Raw genomic sequence first — 17,724 nt, forward strand, 5'->3', positions numbered from 1 at the left:
TCGCCATGGCCGTCGAGACACTTCAGGATCTGCTGGCCGAGGGGGTCGAGGGCCGGGGCGTGCTGGTGCGTTCCGACCTGAACGTCCCCCTCGACAACGGCCGGATCACCGACGCGGGCCGGATCGTGGCCTCCGCGCCGACGATCAAGGCGCTGGCCGAGGCCGGCGCCAAGGTGATCGTCACCGCGCACCTGGGCCGCCCGAAGGGCGAGCCCGATCCGAAGCTGTCGCTGGCCCCGGTGGCCGCGCGGCTGGCGGCGGAGCTGGGCCGCAATGTGCAGCTCGCCGGTGACGTGGTGGGCCAGGACGCGCTCGCGCGTTCCGAGGGCCTCACCGACGGTGATGTCATGCTGCTGGAGAACATCCGCTTCGATCCGCGCGAGACCAGCAAGGACGACGCGCAGCGCGCCAAGCTGGCGGCGGCGCTGGTCGAATTGGTCGGCGACGACGGCGCGTTCGTCTCCGACGGTTTCGGTGTGGTGCACCGCAAGCAGGCGTCGGTGTACGACGTGGCGAAGCTGCTGCCGCACTACGCGGGCACGCTGGTCGCGGCCGAGGTCGAGGTGCTGCGCAAGCTCACCGCCGATCCGCGGCGGCCGTACGCGGTGGTGCTGGGCGGCTCGAAGGTGTCGGACAAGCTGGCGGTCATCGAGGCGCTCGCGCCGAAGGTCGACACGCTGGTGATCGGTGGCGGCATGTGCTTCACCTTCCTTGCGGCACAGGGCCTTCCAGTCGGTTCCTCGCTGTTGCAGGCCGAGATGGTCGACACCTGCAAGAAGCTGCTGGACACCTACGCCGATGTCATCCACCTGCCGCGCGACATCGTGATCGCGGACAAGTTCGCCGCGGACGCGGAGTCGAAGGTGGTGCAGGCCAACGAGATTCCGGACGGCTGGTCGGGTCTGGACATCGGCCCCGAATCGGTGTCCCGGTTCGGCGCGCTGCTGACCGAGGCGAAGACCGTCTTCTGGAACGGCCCGATGGGCGTGTTCGAGTTCGAGAAGTTCGCCGCGGGCACCCGTGGGGTGGCCGAGGCCATCGTGAAGGCCACCGAGAAGGGCGCTTTCACCGTGGTCGGCGGCGGCGATTCGGCCGCGGCCGTGCGGACCCTGGGCCTGCCGGAGGATGGTTTCTCGCACATCTCCACCGGTGGGGGCGCGTCGCTGGAGTACCTGGAGGGCAAGGAACTGCCCGGCATTGCGATTCTGGAGGACTGACCGGTGGCACGTAAGCCCTTGATCGCGGGCAACTGGAAGATGAACCTCAACCACCTCGAGGCCATCGCTCTGGTGCAGAAGATCGCATTCGCGTTGCCGGACAAGTACTTCGACAAGGTGGACGTCACGGTGATCCCGCCGTTCACCGATATCCGCAGCGTGCAGACGCTGGTGGAGGGCGACCGGCTGCGCATCACCTACGGCGCACAGGACGTGTCGGTGCACAATGCCGGCGCCTACACCGGCGAGATCAGCGCCCCCATGCTGGCCAAGCTGGGCTGTTCCTTCGTGGTGGTCGGCCACTCGGAGCGCCGCCAGTACCACAACGAGGACGACGCCGTCGTGCTCGCCAAGGCCAAGCAGGTGCTGAAGAACGGGATGACCCCCATCGTCTGCATCGGCGAAGGTCTCGGTGTCCGGGAGGCGCAGACCCACGTCGCCTACAACCTGGAACAGCTGCGCGGTTCGCTGAAGGGCCTGTCGCCGGAGGAGGTGTCGAAGTCCGTGATCGCCTACGAGCCGGTCTGGGCGATCGGCACCGGTCGCGTCGCCACCCCGGCCGACGCACAGGAGGTGTGCGGTGCGCTCCGCAAGGAGCTCACCGAGATGGTCGGCGCCGAGGTCGCCGGGGGTGTGCGCATCCTCTACGGCGGTTCGGTGAACGCGAAGAACGTCGGCGAATTGGTCGCGCAGACCGATATCGACGGCGCACTGGTCGGCGGCGCCTCGCTGAAGGGTGACGAATTCGCCACCCTGTCGGCCATCGCCGCGGGCGGCCCGTTGCCCTGAGCCGCGGGCGGTTCGTTGCCCTGAGCCGCGGGCGGCCCGTTGCCCTGAGCCGCGGGCGGTTCGTCGCCCAGGCCACGGGCACCACGTCGCCTGGAGCAATTCGGTCACGGCCCGGCACTCACGTGAGTGCCGGGCCGTGACCGTTTCCGGACCCAGTCCGAATTTCGTACCGTGACGGTAGCCGGTGCGGGACACGGCGGGCCGCGGACCCGGCTGGGTCCCATCTCGTGCGAGCACGGCTGGGCCCGACCGGCCGAGACCTCCGGGGCACCACATCGCGGGGCCGTCGGGGTCCGAAATCGGCTCAGCGCGTGCCGATCTCCGGCCCAGCGGTCACCAGCCGCTCGGCGGCAGCCTTGATATCGTTCTCGCTCAACAGGATCGTAGCGGCGGCCGGGCCCAGTGGCACGAAACTGTCGGCGCTGGTGACCCGGGCGATCGGGCCGGTGAAGCCGCCGTCCAGCAGCGCCGCCAGCACGGATTCGGAAACCCCGCCGCTGCGGCGGGTTTCGTCGGCGATCAGCACCCGGCCGGTGGCATGGGCATGCTCGAGCAGATCGTCCACCGGCAGCGGCGTCAGCCAGCGCAGGTCGAGAACCCGGGCGTGCACGCCGCGAGCGCTCAGCCGGGCGGCGACCCGGAGACTCATCGGCACCCCGTTGGCGAAGCTGACGATCGTGAGATCCGTTCCGGCGCCATAGATTCGGGCCTTGCCGAGCGCTGCGGGCCCTGAGCCCGCCGGAGCCAGCCAGCCGTCGTCGCCGGCCCGGTACAGATCTCGGGTGTGATAGAGCGCGATGGGCTCCAGGAACACGCACACCCGCCCGTCCACCCGCGCCGCCGACACGCAGGTGCGCAACATCTCCGCGGCATCGTCGGCGCGGGCCGGTGAGGCGATCAGCAGGCCGGGAATGTCGCGCAGCGCCGCCACGGAATCGTCGTTGTGGAAATGCCCGCCGAACCCCTTCTGATAGGCGTACCCCGCGATCCGCACCACCATCGGATTACGGAACCGCCCCGCCGAGAAGAACCGCAGCGTCGCCGCCTCCCCGCGAATCTGATCCAGCGCATTGTGCACGTAGGCGAGGTACTGGATCTCCGGAATCGGCACGAACCCGGCCAGCCCGGCCCCCAGCCCCAACCCCAACAGGCTCTGCTCGTCCAGAATCGTGTCGAAAACCCTTCGCGCACCGAAGGATTTCTGCAACCCCTTCGTCACCCCGTAGACCCCGCCCTTGCGCCCGACATCCTCGCCGAAGACGAGCACATCACCGTCCCGCGCCAGCAACTCACCCAGCGTCCGATTGACCGCCTGCGCGAGCGTCACCGGTGCCGCCGGCGGGGATCCGTCGCCGCGCCCGGGTACGGTGCCGGGTCCCGGCGAGGTGACGGCCCCGAGGCTCGGTCCGGCAGTAGCGCCGTGCCTGGTCACGGTAGCCGAATTCGGTGCGGTGGTCGCGGGCGATATGGCGGCCCGGCCTGGCGCGACGGCTGGCTCGGGCGCGTCATCGTGGCTCGGTGTGGGGGTCGAATCGAGAGGATCCGGCGAAGTGGGTCGGCTGGGCTCGGTCCCCGGTCCGGGCGCGCCACTGTGGTTCGGTGGGCGGGTGGAGTCCGAGGCGGGCGCAGCGGACCCGGTGGAGTGGCCGGGAGTGGTTGCGGCAGAAGTGATTCGCGGGATGGCCTCGGGGAGTGGCGCGGGACGGCGGGCATCGGCGTCGACCAGGGCCGGGTGGCTCGGTGCCAGGGGGGCCGTGACCGCTGCGGCGGAGGAGAGTTTCGGTTCCGTCGTGACCTGGGCCGCGACTGCCGACACCTCCGCGGCGATCGCGTCGTAGCGGGCGAGAACGTCGGTGGCGGTGGCTATTCCGGTGGTGACGAGGAAGCGGCCGGTCGCCGTCACCGGATCGTGGTCGAGGTCGGCGGCGATGTCGGCGGCCCGCCGGTAGGCGGATTCCAGGTCGGATCCGGCGTGGCCGAGCAGGCGGACGGTGCGCAGGCGCAGGAACGCCGGGCGGCGGCTGGCGCGCACCCAGTCCGCGGCCTCGGCCGAAACAGCCAGGGCCTCAGGCAGATCCGAGCCGTCGGCGCTGAAATAGCGCAGGCCGGAACGGGATCCGTAGGCCTGCTCGATCCAGCCGGGCGGGGTGGGGACGCTGATCCCGAGCCCGTTGTCCTCGCAGACGAACAGGATCGGCATCGGCAGGCGCTGGTAGGCGGTGTGCACGGCGGTGCTGACGGCCCCGGCGGCGGTGCTGTGATTGGCGGACGCGTCACCGAAACTGCACAGCACCACCGCATCCGTCGGCCAGGACGTGAATCGGCCCAGCCGGGTGGCCCGGTCCAGTGCGAAGGCCAGCCCGACCGCGCGCGGCAGATGGGAGGCGATGGTGGAGGTCTGCGGGATGATCGCCGCCGCCGCGTTGCCGAACACCTTGTGGCGGCCGCCGGAGATCGGATCGGTCACCGCGGCGACCACACCCCGCAGCACATCGCGGATCGGGTCCGAGCCCGGTATCCGATGGCATCGGTGCACGTAGAACGCCCCGGACCGGTAGTGCAGCAGCGCCGGATCGGTGACCCGTAGCGCGGCGGCGAGCGCGACGTTGCCTTCGTGCCCGGACGACCCGATGCTGTAGTAGCCGCGCCCGGCGGCGGTCAGGCCGCGGGCGGCGAGATCCAGCTGCCGGCTGGTGACCTGGGCGTCGAACAGGGCGAGGAAGTCGGCCTCGGGGGCCTGGGTGCGACCGGTCGCGGTCGCCGCGGTGACGGCGGCGCGGAAGCGATGGTCGAGGGCGGTCTCGGGCACGGACGTCACACCTGCCCGTCGCCGCCGGGTCGGGTGTTCATTCGGCCCGCAGCACCAGCCCGGTGTGGTTACCGGGGTTGCGGAGGGTGAGGGTGTCGCCGTCGACGGTCGCGGTGACGCGGCCGTCGAGGGCCTGCAACACCCGGGCTTCCACCTGCATGACCTCGTCGGCGCAGGCCATGCGGGTGGTGGCGAGGTGGAAGGTGAGGTCGGAGTTGCCCGCCTCGGGCAGGTCGGCGGTGCCGGTCAGGCGGTTGCAGCCCGCGGAGCCGGTGACAGTGCCGTCGGGGGCGATGGTGAGCGTGGGGCGCACTTGTTCCAGCGTCGCGGTGCGCTGCATCCCCTGGGCCTGGATCAGGGTGGTCACGATCCAGGAGGTGCCGGTCAGCGGGCGGTCGGGTTCGACGATCTTCTTGTCCTTCAGCGTGACGATGCTGTTGTTGCCGGTCAACGTGAGGGTGTTGCCGTCCAGCTTCCAGGTGGGGCTCGATTGCAGCAACCCGGCCTGCCAGGTGTCCGCGCCCGCCTTGTCGGAGGTGCAGCCGAGCAGGGTGGTGGCCAGACCTGCGACCAGCAGTTGATCCTCGTCGAATCGCGCCGCGCCGGTACTGGTGTCGCACCCTGAGTCGGCGGTCACCCGGCTGTCGGCGAAGGACAGTGTCATGGGCCCGCCGCCGGGGATCGGCGTCCCGCTGACTTCGGTGGACACGAACGATCGGCCCATCGGATCGGCCGTGGCGTCGTGGTGGGAGGAACAGGCGGTCAGCGCCGCGACGGCCAGCACGGGCAGGGCGCGCAGCACGGTAGCCGACATGCACCGATCCTAACGACCAACCGGACATATGCCCGGCTGCCGCGCCGCTCGGACGGCCCGCGCGACCGCGGGCGCACGGCTGATTCGGGAACCCCACGGCATGCTGTCTAGACTGTCGGCATGCGCATGTTCCTGGACATCCTCCTGGTGATCACCAGTGTGCTGCTGGTGCTGCTGGTGCTGCTGCACCGCGCGAAGGGCGGCGGTCTGTCCAGCCTGTTCGGCGGTGGCGTGCAGGCCAGCCTGTCCGGGTCCACCGTGGTGGAGAAGAACCTCGACCGCATCACCGTCTTCGTCGGCCTGATCTGGGTCATCTCGATTCTCGGCATCGGTTTCCAGATCAAGTTCTCCTGATCCCCGGCTACGCTCGAGCCCGTGTGGGGCCGGCCTGAACCCGGCCCCACACGCGCGTCACCGGATCACGGCGCCGGCACGACACTCAGTCGCGGCGGGCCCCATTCGGCGATCCGCACCGCCAGCCGATCGCCGACGTTCGGCGGCACGGACCACGAATCGCTGTGCAGCAGACCGTGGATACCCGGAGCCACCTCGACGAACGCGCCGAACGGCACCACCGACACCACGGTCGCCTCGAGAACGGCGCCGACTCCGTTGTGCGCCTGGAATTCCTGCCACCGGGCAGGTGACACCTCGTGAGGGGTCATGATTTCACCTCCTTCGCAAATCCTGGAAGCGTCGTGGACGCGGGGGATTCGCGGGGAGGGCGGGCTTCGAGCCCGCGCCGCGCTCAACGCGCGGCCGGGAAACCCGTCTGTGTGCGGCTGGTAGCCGACCCGGCAGTCACGGGAGCAGTGTATACGGTGAGGAGAGCCGGGTGTGGTTCAGAGGTGCGGTTCGGCGTCGTGGATGGCGCCGTCGAGGTCGGTGAAGCCGTAGTCGTTCGCGAGTTCGGCTACCCGCCAGGGCTTTCCGGTACGGGTGAGCCGGGCGGGGTCGGCGGCGAGTGCGGTCACCGCACGGCCGACGAAGCGGGGGGTCTGGGCTTCGGCCAGGTCGAAGGTGCCTTCGCCGGGGAGGGCCAGTCGGCGGTGGCCTGTGTCGTCGGGTGGGATCAGTTGCAGTAGTTCGGTTTCCACGACGCCGGGCCAGAGGGAGACGGCGGTGACGCCGGTGTCGCGCAATTCGTGGGCCAGGTCGGCGGTGAGGCGGTCGACGGCGGTTTTCGCGATGCCGTACACGGCGTTGTGGGTGTAGTGGGTGGCGCCGGGGGAGGAGATGTTCACGATCAGGCCGTGGGAGTCGATCAGCAGGGGAGCGGCGAAATGGGCGGCCACGTAATGGGATCGGACGCCGATGTCGAAGGTCTCGTCCCAGGCTCGGGGCGGCACCTCCCAGAACGGCTTGCCGAGCCAGCGGGCGGAGGCGGGGGAGTTGTAGACATTGTTGACCAGGACGTCGAGGTGGCCGTGCTCGGCGCGGACCTTGGCGAACAGGCTCGCCACCGCGTCGTCGTCGCGGTGGTCGCAGACGAACGGCACTCCGGTGCCGCCGAGTTCGTCGACGGCGGCCGCGGTGTCGAGAACCGTGCCGGGGAGTCGGGCCGCGGTGGCGGAGCGGCCCGTCACGTAGACGGTCGCGCCCGCCGCGCCGAGTTCCAGGGCGATGCCTTTGCCGATGCCGCGGCTGGCGCCCGTGACGACGGCGACCCGGCCGGAAAGTATTCCGTTCACGACTCCGGGACATTACCGTGAAATGAGAACACGTTCTAGCCTATGGAGGCGCGGTGGCCCCGACGCATCGGATGGTCGATACCAACGGAATTCGCATGCACGTTGCGGAGGAGGGGCAAGGGTATCCGGTGATCTTCTGCCACGGGTTCCCGCACGGGTGGTATGTCTGGCATCGGCAACTGGCGGTGCTCGGGGCGTTCGGGTACCACGCCATCGCCCCCGACCTGCGCGGCTACGGCCGGACCGAGGCGCCGGCGGAGATCGAGGCGCACACCAACCGGGCGGTGGTCGGGGATCTGCTCGGTCTGCTGGATCGGCTCGGCGCCGAGCGTGCGGTCTTCGTCGGGCTGGACTTCGGTGCGCAACTGGTCTGGGAGCTGGCGTTGCGCGCTCCGGAGCGGGTGGCCGGGGTGATCGTGCTGAACAATCCCTATGCGCCACGGCCGCCGCAGCCGCCGTCCACCTATTGGACGAAGGCGGCCGAGCGGCACTTCCTGCACCTGTCCTACTTCCAGCGGCCCGGGGTGGCCGATGCCGAACTCGCCGGTCGCCCACGGGAATTCCTCGCCAACGTGTTCTATGCGCTCAGCGCCGACTACCACTACCTCGACACCTGGAGCAATCCGCCGGGGCTCGGCTACCTGGATGTGCTGCCGCAGGCGCCGGCGCTGCCGTGGAACTGGCTCACCGAATCCGAATTCGACCACCTCGCCGCGGAATTCGAGCGCACGGGCTTCAGCGGCGGCCTCGCCTGGTATCGCGCGCTGGACCGCAACTGGGAGCTGTCCGCCGACCTGCCGACCCGTGTCACCGTGCCCGTCCACTTCCTCTACGGCGCGCACGATCCGGATATGGAGGGCTTCAGCGGCCGCGACCCACTGACGGTGATGCGAGCCCACCTCACCGACCTGCGCGCCGTCGAAAAGGTCCCCGGCGCAGGACATCTCGTCCAACTGGAGCGTACCGGCGCGGTGAACGACTTCCTGCTCACCGCCGTGGCCCAACTGGTCGGCCCGGCGACGCGCACGCCGGGCGCCTGAGACGTCCTGCTGCTATTTCGGCAGCCGGGCCGCCGCTGCTTCGTCCAACAGCCAGGTGGTGGTCTCGCTGCCCACGGCACCGGCTGCGGGAACGTCCACCGGAGCCGCACCGGCGAACACCGCCGCCACGGCCTCGGCCTTGGCGGCACCGCCCACCACCAGCACCACGTGCCGGGTGCGGCGGATCGCGGGCAGTGTCAGGGTCACCCGGACCGGCGGCGGCTTCGGCGAATTCGTCACCGCCACCACCAGTTCGTGCTCCTCGCGGACCGCATCGGTCTCGGGGAACAGCGAATTCACGTGTCCCTCGCCGCCCATGCCGAGCAGATGCAGATCGAAGGCGCCGTGCTCGGCCAGGTGGGCGTGCACCAGTGCGGAGTACTCCGCGGCGGCTGCCACCGGATCGGGATACTCCCCGTCGGAGGTGGCGACCTGGTGCACCCGGGACGGATCCACCGGCACATGGTCCAGCAGGGCCTGCCGGGCCTGGAGTTCGTTGCGCTCGGCGTCGCCCGCCGGAACGAACCGCTCGTCACCCCAGAACACGTCCAGCCGGGACCAGTCGATGTCGCCGGGCGACTTGCGCACCAGTTCCAGCAGGCCGATACCGGTGCCGCCGCCGGTGAGCACCACCGAGGCGGAGCCGCGCTCCCGCTGCGCCGCGGTGACCACCGCGACGAGGCGGGCCGCTGCGGCCACCACCAGATCGTCTGTGCCGGAGAGGGTTTCGACGATCCGCTCAGTCATAGATCACCTTCTCGATGCCGGCCAGGGCCTCGGCGTACACCTCGTCGGCGTCGAGCCGGCGCAGTTCCTCGGCCAGGCAGTCCTTGGTCTCGCGGCGGGCCAGCGCGAACCGCTGCTCCGGCTCGCCGGTGCGGGCCAGGGTCGCGGTGCGGCCGGTCTGCGGGCGGGAGATCGCGATCGACACCGACGAACGGTGCAGCTCCACTTTCAGATCGCCGATCTTGCGGTGCACCGGGCATTCCAGGCGCGCGGCCAGCCAGCCCGCCAGGATGTCCAGCGCCGGTTCCTCGCGCAGGCCCGACACGGTCACCGATTCGACCGGGTCGTAGGGCGGATCGTCCAGCGCCGCCGCCAGCAGCGCCCGCCAGTAGGTGATCCGGCTCCACGCCAGATCGGTGTCACCGGGAGCGTAGGAGTCCAGCCGCTTCTTGATGGTGGCCCGCGGATCGGTGGCGAAGGTGGCGTCGGTGATGCGGCGGGTGGCGAGCTTGCCCACCGCGTCCTCGGCGGGATACTTCGGGGCGCCGCGCGGCCACCAGGCCACCACCGGCACATCCGGCAGCAGGAACGGGATCACCACGCTGTTCTCGTGGTTGATCAGCTCACCCTGCAAGCGCAGCACGATCACCTCGGCCGCGCCGGCGTCGCCGCCGACACGGATCTGGGCGTCCAGCTTGGTCTCGGCGAACCGGTCGCCGCGGGCCAGCACGATCACCCGGGAGGGGTGCTCGCGGCTGGAGTCGTTGGCCGCCTCGATGGCGTCCTCGGCCTCCGAGCTGTCCAGGGTGCACACCACCAGGGTCAGCACCCGGCCCTGGGTCACCACGCCGTTCGAATCGCGCAGGCTGACCATCCGTTTGGCCACGGCCTGGGTGTTGGTGTCGGGCATGTCGACGATCACGGCCGCCGCCATTCGCGCCCGGTGCGGGCCAGCATCTCGTCGGCGGACTTCGGACCCCAGGTGCCCGATTCGTACGGGTCCGGTTTGCCCTCGGCCGCCCAGTGCTCGAGCACCGGATCGAGGATCCGCCAGGACAATTCGACCTCCTCGTTGACCGGGAACAGCGACGGCTCCCCGAGCAGCACGTCCAGGATCAGCCGCTCGTACGCCTCCGGCGACGATTCGGTGAACGAGGCGCCGTAGCTGAAGTCCATGTTCACGTCGCGGACCTCCATGCTGGAGCCGGGCACCTTCGACCCGAACCGCAGCGTGATGCCCTCGTCCGGCTGCACCCGGATGACCAGGGCGTTCTGCCCCAGTTCCTCGGTCATGACCTGGTCGAAGGGCAGATGCGGCGCCCGCTTGAACATGATCGCGATCTCGGTGACCCGGCGGCCCAGCCGTTTACCGGTGCGCAGATAGAACGGCACCCCGGCCCAGCGCCGGGTATCGACGTTCAGCGTGATGGCGGCGTAGGTCTCGGTGCGCGACTGCGGGTCGAAACCCTCCTCGTCGAGCAGCCCGACCACGTGCTCACTGCCCTGCCAGCCCTCGGTGTACTGGCCGCGTGCGGTGGTCTCGTCCAGCGGCTCCACCAGTTTCAGCGCCGAGAACACCTTGATCTTCTCGATCTGCAACTGTTTGGGCTGGAAGCTGACCGGATCCTCCATGGTGGTCAGGGCCAGCAGTTGCAGCAGATGGTTCTGGATCACGTCGCGGGCGGCGCCGATGCCGTCGTAATAGCCTGCGCGGCCGCCCAATCCGATGTCCTCGGCCATGGTGATCTGGACGTGGTCGACGTAGTTGGAGTTCCAGATGGGCTGGAACAGCTCATTGGCGAAGCGCAGTGCCAGCAGGTTCTGGACAGTCTCCTTGCCCAGATAGTGATCGATCCGGAAGACCGTCTCCTCCGGGAAGGTCCGGTTCACCAGGGCGTTGAGTTCCTGCGCACTCTTCAGGTCGTGACCGAAGGGCTTCTCGATCACCACCCGCCGCCACGGCTTCGCCTGCCCCGGTTCGGGTTCCACGGCCGCCGCCAGCCCGGTGCGCGAAAGCTGTTGCAGCACAACCGGGAATGCGTTCGGCGGAATGGACAGGTAGAAGGCGTGATTACCGCCGGTACCGCGATCGTGGTCCAGCTGCTTCAACGTCGTCGCCAGCTGCGAGAACGCCGCGTCGTCCTCGAAGGTGCCCTGCACGAACCGGATGCCCTCCGACAGCTGGTCCCACACCTCCTGCCGGAACTCCGTGCGCGCGTGCGCTTTCACGGATTCCAGCACGATCTGCGCGAAATCCTCGTCGCTGTACTCACGCCGGGCGAAGCCGACCAGCGCGAAAGCCGGGGGCAGCAGCCCCCGGTTCACGAGGTCGTAGATGGCCGGCATCAGTTTCTTGCGCGACAGGTCACCGGTGACACCGAAGATCACCACACTGCACGGCCCCGCGATCCGGGGAAGCCGCTGATCGCGCTCTTCGCGCAGCGGATTCACCGGATCGGCCGTCGACTGCTCGCCGGCCATCGGGCTACTTGCTCCCCGCCGTGGTCTCGTCCAGGGCGGCGGTGGTCGCCTGCAACAGTTCGTCCCACGAGGCGACGAACTTGTCGACGCCTTCGCGCTCCAGCACCGCGAAGACGTCCGTGAGGTCGACGCCGACGGCGGTGAGCGCGTCGAACACCTGCTGCGCCTCGGTGGCGGTGCCGCTGATCGCGTCACCGTGCACGGCGCCATGGTCGGCGACCGCGTCGAGGGTCTTCTCCGGCATGGTGTTCACCGTGTTCGGCGCGACCAGCTCGGTGACGTACAGGGTGTCCGGGTAGGCCGGATTCTTCACGCCGGTCGACGCCCACAGCGGCCGCTGCCGGTTGGCGCCGCCGTTGGAGTGCAGGTACTGGTAGGTCGAGACGTGCTCGCCGGCGACGAACACGTCCTCGTACGCGGCGTAGGCGAGACGGGCGTTGGCCAGTCCGGCCTTCCCGCGCAGCTCCAGCGCCTCCGGGGTGCCGATGGCGTCCAGCCGGGCGTCGATCTCGGTGTCCACCCGGGACACGAAGAACGACGCGACCGAATGGATCTTGCCGATGTCGTGGCCGCCGAGCGAGGCGTTGCGGATGCCGTCGAGGTAAGCGCCCATCACCGACAGGTACCGCTCGACCGAGAAGATCAGCGTGACGTTGACGCTGATGCCCTCGGCCAGCACCCGGGTGATCGCGGGCAGGCCCGCCTCGGTCGCCGGGATCTTGATGAACAGATTCGGGCGGTCGACGATCTTCCACAGTTCGATCGCCTGCGCCACCGTCTTGTCGGTGTCGAAGGCCAGCCGCGGGTCGACCTCGATGGACACCCGGCCGTCGACACCGTTGCTCGCGGTGAACACCTCCGCGAACACGTCGCAGGCGGCGCGCACGTCGTCGGTGGTGATGGTGCGGATCGCGGCGTCGGCGTCGGCGCCCTGTTCGGTGAGCTCGCGCAGCTGCGCGTCGTAGGCGTGGCCCTTGCTCAGCGCGCCCTGGAAGATGGTCGGGTTGGTGGTGACGCCCACGATGCTGCGGGTCGCGATGAGGTCGGCGAGGTTTCCGGACTGGATGCGGTCGCGGGACAGGTCGTCCAGCCATACCGACACCCCGGCCGCGGACAACGCGGCGAGGTTCTCGTTCTGAGCCATGGTCGGGTTCATCCCTTCACGTTTGTCGAGCGAACGCTGCTAGTCGTTTGCACGCTGCTTGCCGAGTGCACGCTGTGCGGCTTCCAGGACATGCTCCGTCGTGAAACCGAACTCCCGGAACAACGTCTGGTAGGGAGCCGAGGCGCCGAAATGCTCGATCGACACGATCTCACCGGCGTCGCCGGCGAAACGGTGCCACGGCATCGCGATGCCGGCCTCGACCACGACCCGGGCCCGGACCGACGGCGGCAGCACCTGGTCGCGATAGGCGCGGTCCTGAACGTCGAACCACTCCACACACGGCATGGATACCACACGGGCGCCGATGCCCTGCTCCTCCAGTTTAAGCCGTGCCTGCACCGCGAGCTGCAGCTCGGAACCGGTCGCGATCAGGATGATCTCCGGTGTCTCGGTGGACGACTCGGCGAGGATGTAACCGCCGTGCCGGACGCCCTCGAAACTGGTGCCCTCGTACACCGGCAGGTCCTGCCGGGTCAGCGCCAGCGCGTTCGGGCCGTCGATGTGCGGCAGCTCGGACACGCTGTAGGGCGAATGATGTTCGCCGCTCTCGATTTCCAGGATCGCGCGCCAGGCGTGCGCCGCCTCGTTGGCGTCGCCGGGCCGGATCACGTTGAGCCCCGGGATCGCTCGCAGTGCCGCCAGATGTTCGATCGGCTGGTGGGTCGGGCCGTCCTCGCCGAGGCCGATCGAATCGTGGGTCCACACGTAGACCGCGGGGATGCGCATCAGCGCGGCCAGCCGCACCGCCGGCCGCATGTAGTCCGAGAACACCAGGAAGGTGCCGCCGTACGGGCGGGTCGGGCCGTGCAGCGCGATGCCGTTGAGGATCGAGCCCATGGCGTGCTCGCGGACGCCGAAGTGCAGGGTGCGGCCGTATGGATCGGCCTTCCACATGCCGGTGGAGATGGACTCCGGGCCGAAGCTGGGCACATCCGGCATGGTGGTGTTGTTCGACTCGGCCAGATCGGCGGAGCCGCCCCACAATTCGGGCAGCACCGGGGCCAGCGAGGCGAGCACCTTACCCGACGCCTTGCGGGTGGAGGTGCCCTTCGGATCCGGCTCCCAGGACGGCAGCGCGGCGGTCCAGCCCTCGGGCAGCTTGCGCTGCCGCAACCGGTCGAACAGTTCCTTGTTCTCCGGGTTGGCCTTCGCCCACGCCTCGAACTCGCGCTTCCAGGCGCCGCGGGCGGCCGCGGCCCGGCCGGCGGCGTGGCCGCGAGTGTGCGCGATGACAGCGTCGTCGACCTCGAAGTTCTGCTCCGGATCGAAGCCCAGCGCGGTCTTCGTGGCGGCCACCTCGGCGGCGCCCAGCGCGGCGCCGTGCGCGGCGCCGGTGTTCATCTTGTTCGGAGCCGGGTAGCCGATGATGGTCCGCAGCAGGATGAACGACGGCTTGTCGGTGACGGCCTTGGCGGCCTCCAGCGCGGCTTCGATGGCGGTGACGTTCTCGCCGCCCTCGACCACCTGCACATGCCAGCCGTAGGCGCGGTAGCGCGCGGCGGTGTCCTCGGTGAGCGCGATGCGGGTGTCGTCCTCGATGGAGATCCGGTTGTCGTCGTAGACCACCACCAGATTGCCCAGCTGCTGGGTACCGGCCAGCGACGACGCCTCGGAGGTGACGCCCTCCTCGATGTCACCGTCGGAGGCGATCACGTAGATGAAGTGGTCGAACGGACTGCGCCCCTGCGCCGCATCCGGATCGAACAGGCCGCGCTCGCGGCGGGCGGCCATCGCCATGCCGACCGCGGAGGCCAGGCCCTGGCCGAGCGGGCCGGTGGTGATCTCGACACCCTTGGTGTGCCGGTGCTCCGGATGTCCGGGGGTCTGCGAACCCCACTGCCGGAGGTTCTGCAGGTCGTGCAGCTCCAGCCCGAAGCCGGCCAGGTACAACTGGATGTACTGGGTGAGGCTGGAATGCCCGCACGACAGCACGAACCGGTCGCGGCCGACCCAGTCCGGATCGCTCGGGTCGTAGTTCATCACTCGCTGGTACAGCGTGTAGGCCAGCGGCGCGAGACTCATGGCGGTACCCGGGTGGCCGTTGCCGGCCTTCTGCACCGCGTCTGCGGCGAGGACCCGGACCGTGTCGACTGCTCTGGTGTCCAGATCGGTCCAGCCGGTCGGATGGTGCGACTGGGTGAGGGCTCGGATGTCGTCTGTGACTGACACGACCGGAATTCTCCTGACCTTGTTCGACAACGTTTGTGCGGTGTGGGGGGCGCAGCTACCACCCTAGAGCGCTGCGGAGCGGCGGGATCACCGAACCCGCCCTTGCGGGCCGCCCGTGTCGTCCACAATGTCGGCGTTACGGCCCCGCCGATTCGGGAGCACGGAACGCGGGGGTCTACCATCGCGTGTAGTAGTAGCCGCGCCGCCCGAGGCGCGCTGCTTCTTCCTGGACCGGATCGAGGCACCACCTGCGAGGAGAGACTGTGCGGATTGGGCAACAGCCGGGTGGTGCGCACGGCTCCTCCTCGACCGCGCTGACCGATCGCGTCCAGGGCACCGGCCCGATCGCGACGCTGACCCGCCGGGTACTGGCCTACATCGCGCTCACCAAGCCGCGGGTCATCGAACTACTGCTGGTCGCGACCATCCCGACCATGCTGCTCGCGCATCGCGGGCATGTCGACATCCGGCTGATCCTGGCCACGCTGTTCGGCGGCTGGATGGGTGCCGCCAGCGCCAACACCCTGAACTGCGTCGCCGACGCCGATATCGACAAGGTGATGAAGCGGACCTCGAAGCGGCCGCTGGCCCGCGAGGCGGTCCCGACCTCGCACGCCTTCGTCTTCGGCGTGGTGCTCGGGCTCGGCTCCTTCGCCTGGCTGTGGTGGCAGGCCAATCTGCTCTCCGGCCTGCTCGTGGTCGCGACGATCCTGTTCTACGTCTTCGTGTACACCCTCGGCCTGAAGCGACGCACCTCGCAGAACGTGGTGTGGGGCGGCGCGGCCGGTTGTATGCCGGTGCTGGTGGGCTGGGCCGCGGTCACGGGCACCATCGGCTGGCCCGCGCTGGCGTTGTTCCTGGTGATCTTCTTCTGGACGCCGCCGCACACCTGGGCGCTGGCCATGCGCTACAAGGAGGACTACCGCGCGGCGGGGGTGCCGATGCTGCCGGTGGTCGCCACCGAGCAGGCGGTGACCAAGCAGATCGTCATCTACACCTGGCTGACGGTCGCGGCCACGCTGGCCCTGATTCCCGCCACCGGCGTGATCTACACGGCCGTGGCGATCGTCGCGGGGGCCTGGTTCCTGCTGATGGCCCATCAGTTGTATTCCGGTGTGCGCCGGGGTGAATCGGTCAAGCCGCTGCGACTGTTCTTGCAGTCCAACAACTATTTGGCTGTGGTGTTCTGCGGGCTGGCGGTGGACTCTGTGCTGGGGTGGCACCACCTGTTCTGAGTTCGGTCGTTTCGCGGCCGGGGACCGGCCCCCACCTCACGACCCCACCTCACGACAGAGCCGGGACCGGACCCCACCTCACTCCGGCCCGCCGTGACCGTGAGCAGGCCCCGCTGACAGACAGCGTTCAGCAGTTGGGTTGCAGCGGGAAGCACGCCCGTCCGGCAGACGACGGCGGAATAGTCATCTCGGTCGGCGTGGACGGCGAGAAGGGCCCGCCGGTCTGCCGAACCGTGGTGGGGGCCGGGGCATGCGTCACGCTGTCACCACCGGTGGACTTGTGCCCGCCGCCACCACACATGGCGACCAGCCCCAGGATGACCACCAGGAATACCAGCAGCACCAGAGGAACGAGGCTGCCGAGTCGCCGGCGGGGCTTGGCCGCCGGGCGCGGATCGAACGGGATCGAATACCGCTGCGGATCCGAACCGGCGTACGGCGCGTTGAAGTCGCGCGGTCCCGCTGCGAACTCCGTTGTGGGCTGGACATGGTGAGAGGAGGGTGGCTGTCCGGCGGAGCCCGCCGTGGGGATGGGAGCGCCGCCCGCGGAACCGTAGGGGGGAGTAGGAGCCGCGGGATCGGGCACGGGTGCCGCCGAGGGAATCGGTGCGGCGTGTGGCATCGCTGCGGTGGATTGGGCCGGGACGCCGGCGGGCAGGGGTTGCGGCATACCGGCGGGCGGTCTCGACGGCATCCCGGCTTGCTGGGGTACACCACTGGGCGACTGTGGAGCTGCCCCCGCAGGAGACTGTGGAGGCACGCCGGAGGGCGAGCCCACCGGTGCCTGACCGGGACCCGCTGGTGCCCCGGCCGCCGAGTACGCAGCCTGAGGTACCGCCGCATAGCCCGGAACCTGATGACCCTGCTGCGGCGCATTCGGCGCGCGATCCGCAGCCGGCGCCGGAAAGCCCTCGTCGGTGAGTTCGCCGAATGTCGCCGCAGCCGCGAAGCCCAGCACACCCAGCGCCTGACCCACCTGGGCAGCATCCCAGGACCCGGGATTGTCGGCAGCCGCGCGCATGATGTACGACCGCAGCGAGGACGGCCCGTCACCGCGGACCACATCGATACCCTCCGGCAGGTTCCCGCGGTCCAGACTGATCCGGCTACCGAACTGAGGAACCACCAGCACCACCCCGGTGATGTTCACCTGTTCGCGCCCGGGTGCGGATCGCAGCAGCCGGGCGATCTCGTCGGTGCGGGCGAGGATCTCCTCGAGCGGCTCGGTGCCGGTCTGCACCCCTTCCAGCGGAGCGACCCGGCCGTCCAGGGTCCACGGCTCGTCGGCGCCGCAGCGCAGGGTGCCGGTGGCCCGTTCGGTGAATGCCTTGATCGCCACCACCACACAGGTTTCCGGGGTGAAGACGATCAGGTCGGTTCCGTGCGCCTTGAACACCGCGATGCCGGCCAGGGCACGGGCATCGCGCCAGGTCTGTAGCCAGGCCACCACGGTGCGCTCCGTGCTGGACAGCCGTGACGGGTCGTCGTTGCGAACCTTCACCAACATGCTGATCAACCCCTGACCGGATGCGTCGTCGCCGGCCACCTGCGCCGGCACCGTCGACAACCGTACGCCGAATTCGCCCAA

At 69.5% G+C, this 17,724-nt stretch carries 15 protein-coding genes; 5 read left to right on the top strand and 10 right to left on the bottom strand.

Annotation, left to right across the window (positions count from 1 at the left end):
* Positions 1-5 precede the first annotated feature (5 nt).
* Both LBW94_RS02830 and tpiA read left to right on the top strand, forming a co-directional pair.
* On the top strand, positions 6-1,217 hold the full coding sequence (locus LBW94_RS02830) for a phosphoglycerate kinase (RefSeq protein WP_225056442.1): 1,212 nt from the start codon (positions 6-8) through the stop codon (positions 1,215-1,217).
* 3 nt (positions 1,218-1,220) lie between these two features.
* Positions 1,221-2,006 (top strand): triose-phosphate isomerase, encoded by a 786-nt coding sequence (gene tpiA, locus LBW94_RS02835; protein ID WP_225056440.1) that lies wholly within the window; start codon positions 1,221-1,223, stop codon positions 2,004-2,006.
* A gap of 304 nt (positions 2,007-2,310) precedes the next feature.
* Here tpiA and LBW94_RS02840 read toward each other — a convergent pair whose 3' ends face one another.
* Both LBW94_RS02840 and LBW94_RS02845 read right to left on the bottom strand, forming a co-directional pair.
* Positions 2,311-4,824 (bottom strand): thiamine pyrophosphate-dependent enzyme, encoded by a 2,514-nt coding sequence (locus tag LBW94_RS02840; protein WP_225056439.1) that lies wholly within the window; start codon positions 4,822-4,824, stop codon positions 2,311-2,313.
* Between the two features lie 28 nt (positions 4,825-4,852).
* Positions 4,853-5,629 carry an META domain-containing protein gene (locus tag LBW94_RS02845; protein ID WP_225056437.1) on the bottom strand — a complete coding sequence of 259 codons (777 nt, stop codon included), beginning with the start codon at positions 5,627-5,629 and terminating at the stop codon, positions 4,853-4,855.
* Between the two features lie 120 nt (positions 5,630-5,749).
* On the opposite strand from LBW94_RS02845, the gene secG reads away from it, so the two are divergent.
* Entirely contained in the window at positions 5,750-5,983 is a 234-nt protein-coding gene (gene secG / locus LBW94_RS02850) for a preprotein translocase subunit SecG (protein WP_153345647.1), read from the top strand.
* Between the two features lie 65 nt (positions 5,984-6,048).
* Here secG and LBW94_RS02855 read toward each other — a convergent pair whose 3' ends face one another.
* Complete coding sequence (locus tag LBW94_RS02855) at positions 6,049-6,294, bottom strand: S1 RNA-binding domain-containing protein (protein ID WP_225056435.1); 246 nt, start codon at positions 6,292-6,294, stop codon at positions 6,049-6,051.
* 177 nt (positions 6,295-6,471) lie between these two features.
* Positions 6,472-7,320 (bottom strand): SDR family NAD(P)-dependent oxidoreductase, encoded by an 849-nt coding sequence (locus LBW94_RS02860; RefSeq protein WP_225056434.1) that lies wholly within the window; start codon positions 7,318-7,320, stop codon positions 6,472-6,474.
* A gap of 95 nt (positions 7,321-7,415) precedes the next feature.
* On the opposite strand from LBW94_RS02860, the gene LBW94_RS02865 reads away from it, so the two are divergent.
* Entirely contained in the window at positions 7,416-8,360 is a 945-nt protein-coding gene (locus tag LBW94_RS02865) for an alpha/beta fold hydrolase (RefSeq protein ID WP_266269668.1), read from the top strand.
* A 12-nt stretch (positions 8,361-8,372) separates the two neighbouring features.
* Here LBW94_RS02865 and pgl read toward each other — a convergent pair whose 3' ends face one another.
* The 5 genes from pgl to tkt are packed head-to-tail and all read right to left on the bottom strand — an operon-like array spanning position 8,373 to position 14,901.
* Positions 8,373-9,107 (bottom strand): 6-phosphogluconolactonase, encoded by a 735-nt coding sequence (gene pgl / locus LBW94_RS02870; protein ID WP_225056431.1) that lies wholly within the window; start codon positions 9,105-9,107, stop codon positions 8,373-8,375.
* Positions 9,100-10,008 carry a glucose-6-phosphate dehydrogenase assembly protein OpcA gene (opcA, locus tag LBW94_RS02875; protein ID WP_225056667.1) on the bottom strand — a complete coding sequence of 303 codons (909 nt, stop codon included), beginning with the start codon at positions 10,006-10,008 and terminating at the stop codon, positions 9,100-9,102. The genes pgl and opcA overlap by 8 nt, the downstream gene beginning before the upstream one ends.
* A complete protein-coding gene (gene zwf, locus LBW94_RS02880; RefSeq protein WP_225056430.1) occupies positions 10,005-11,567 on the bottom strand; it encodes a glucose-6-phosphate dehydrogenase in 1,563 nt (520 codons plus the stop codon). Before zwf ends, opcA begins: the two co-directional genes overlap by 4 nt.
* Positions 11,568-11,571: 4 nt before the next feature.
* Positions 11,572-12,711, bottom strand: coding sequence for a transaldolase (gene tal, locus LBW94_RS02885; protein ID WP_225056429.1), 1,140 nt, complete (start codon positions 12,709-12,711; stop codon positions 11,572-11,574).
* A gap of 39 nt (positions 12,712-12,750) precedes the next feature.
* Positions 12,751-14,901, bottom strand: coding sequence for a transketolase (tkt, locus tag LBW94_RS02890; RefSeq protein WP_225056428.1), 2,151 nt, complete (start codon positions 14,899-14,901; stop codon positions 12,751-12,753).
* Positions 14,902-15,164: 263 nt separating this feature from the next.
* Here tkt and LBW94_RS02895 point away from each other — a divergent pair, with 263 nt between their 5' ends.
* The gene (locus LBW94_RS02895) at positions 15,165-16,136 is read left to right on the top strand and encodes a heme o synthase (protein WP_416276844.1); all 972 of its coding nucleotides are present in this window, start codon (positions 15,165-15,167) and stop codon (positions 16,134-16,136) included.
* Positions 16,137-16,263: 127 nt separating this feature from the next.
* Here the strand turns inward: LBW94_RS02895 and LBW94_RS02900 are convergent, their stop codons facing one another.
* Positions 16,264-17,694, bottom strand: coding sequence for a hypothetical protein (locus LBW94_RS02900; RefSeq protein WP_225056427.1), 1,431 nt, complete (start codon positions 17,692-17,694; stop codon positions 16,264-16,266).
* Positions 17,695-17,724 lie beyond the last annotated feature (30 nt).

Source organism: Nocardia sp. alder85J, from assembly GCF_020176955.2.
Classification (GTDB): Bacteria; Actinomycetota; Actinomycetes; order Mycobacteriales; family Mycobacteriaceae; genus Nocardia.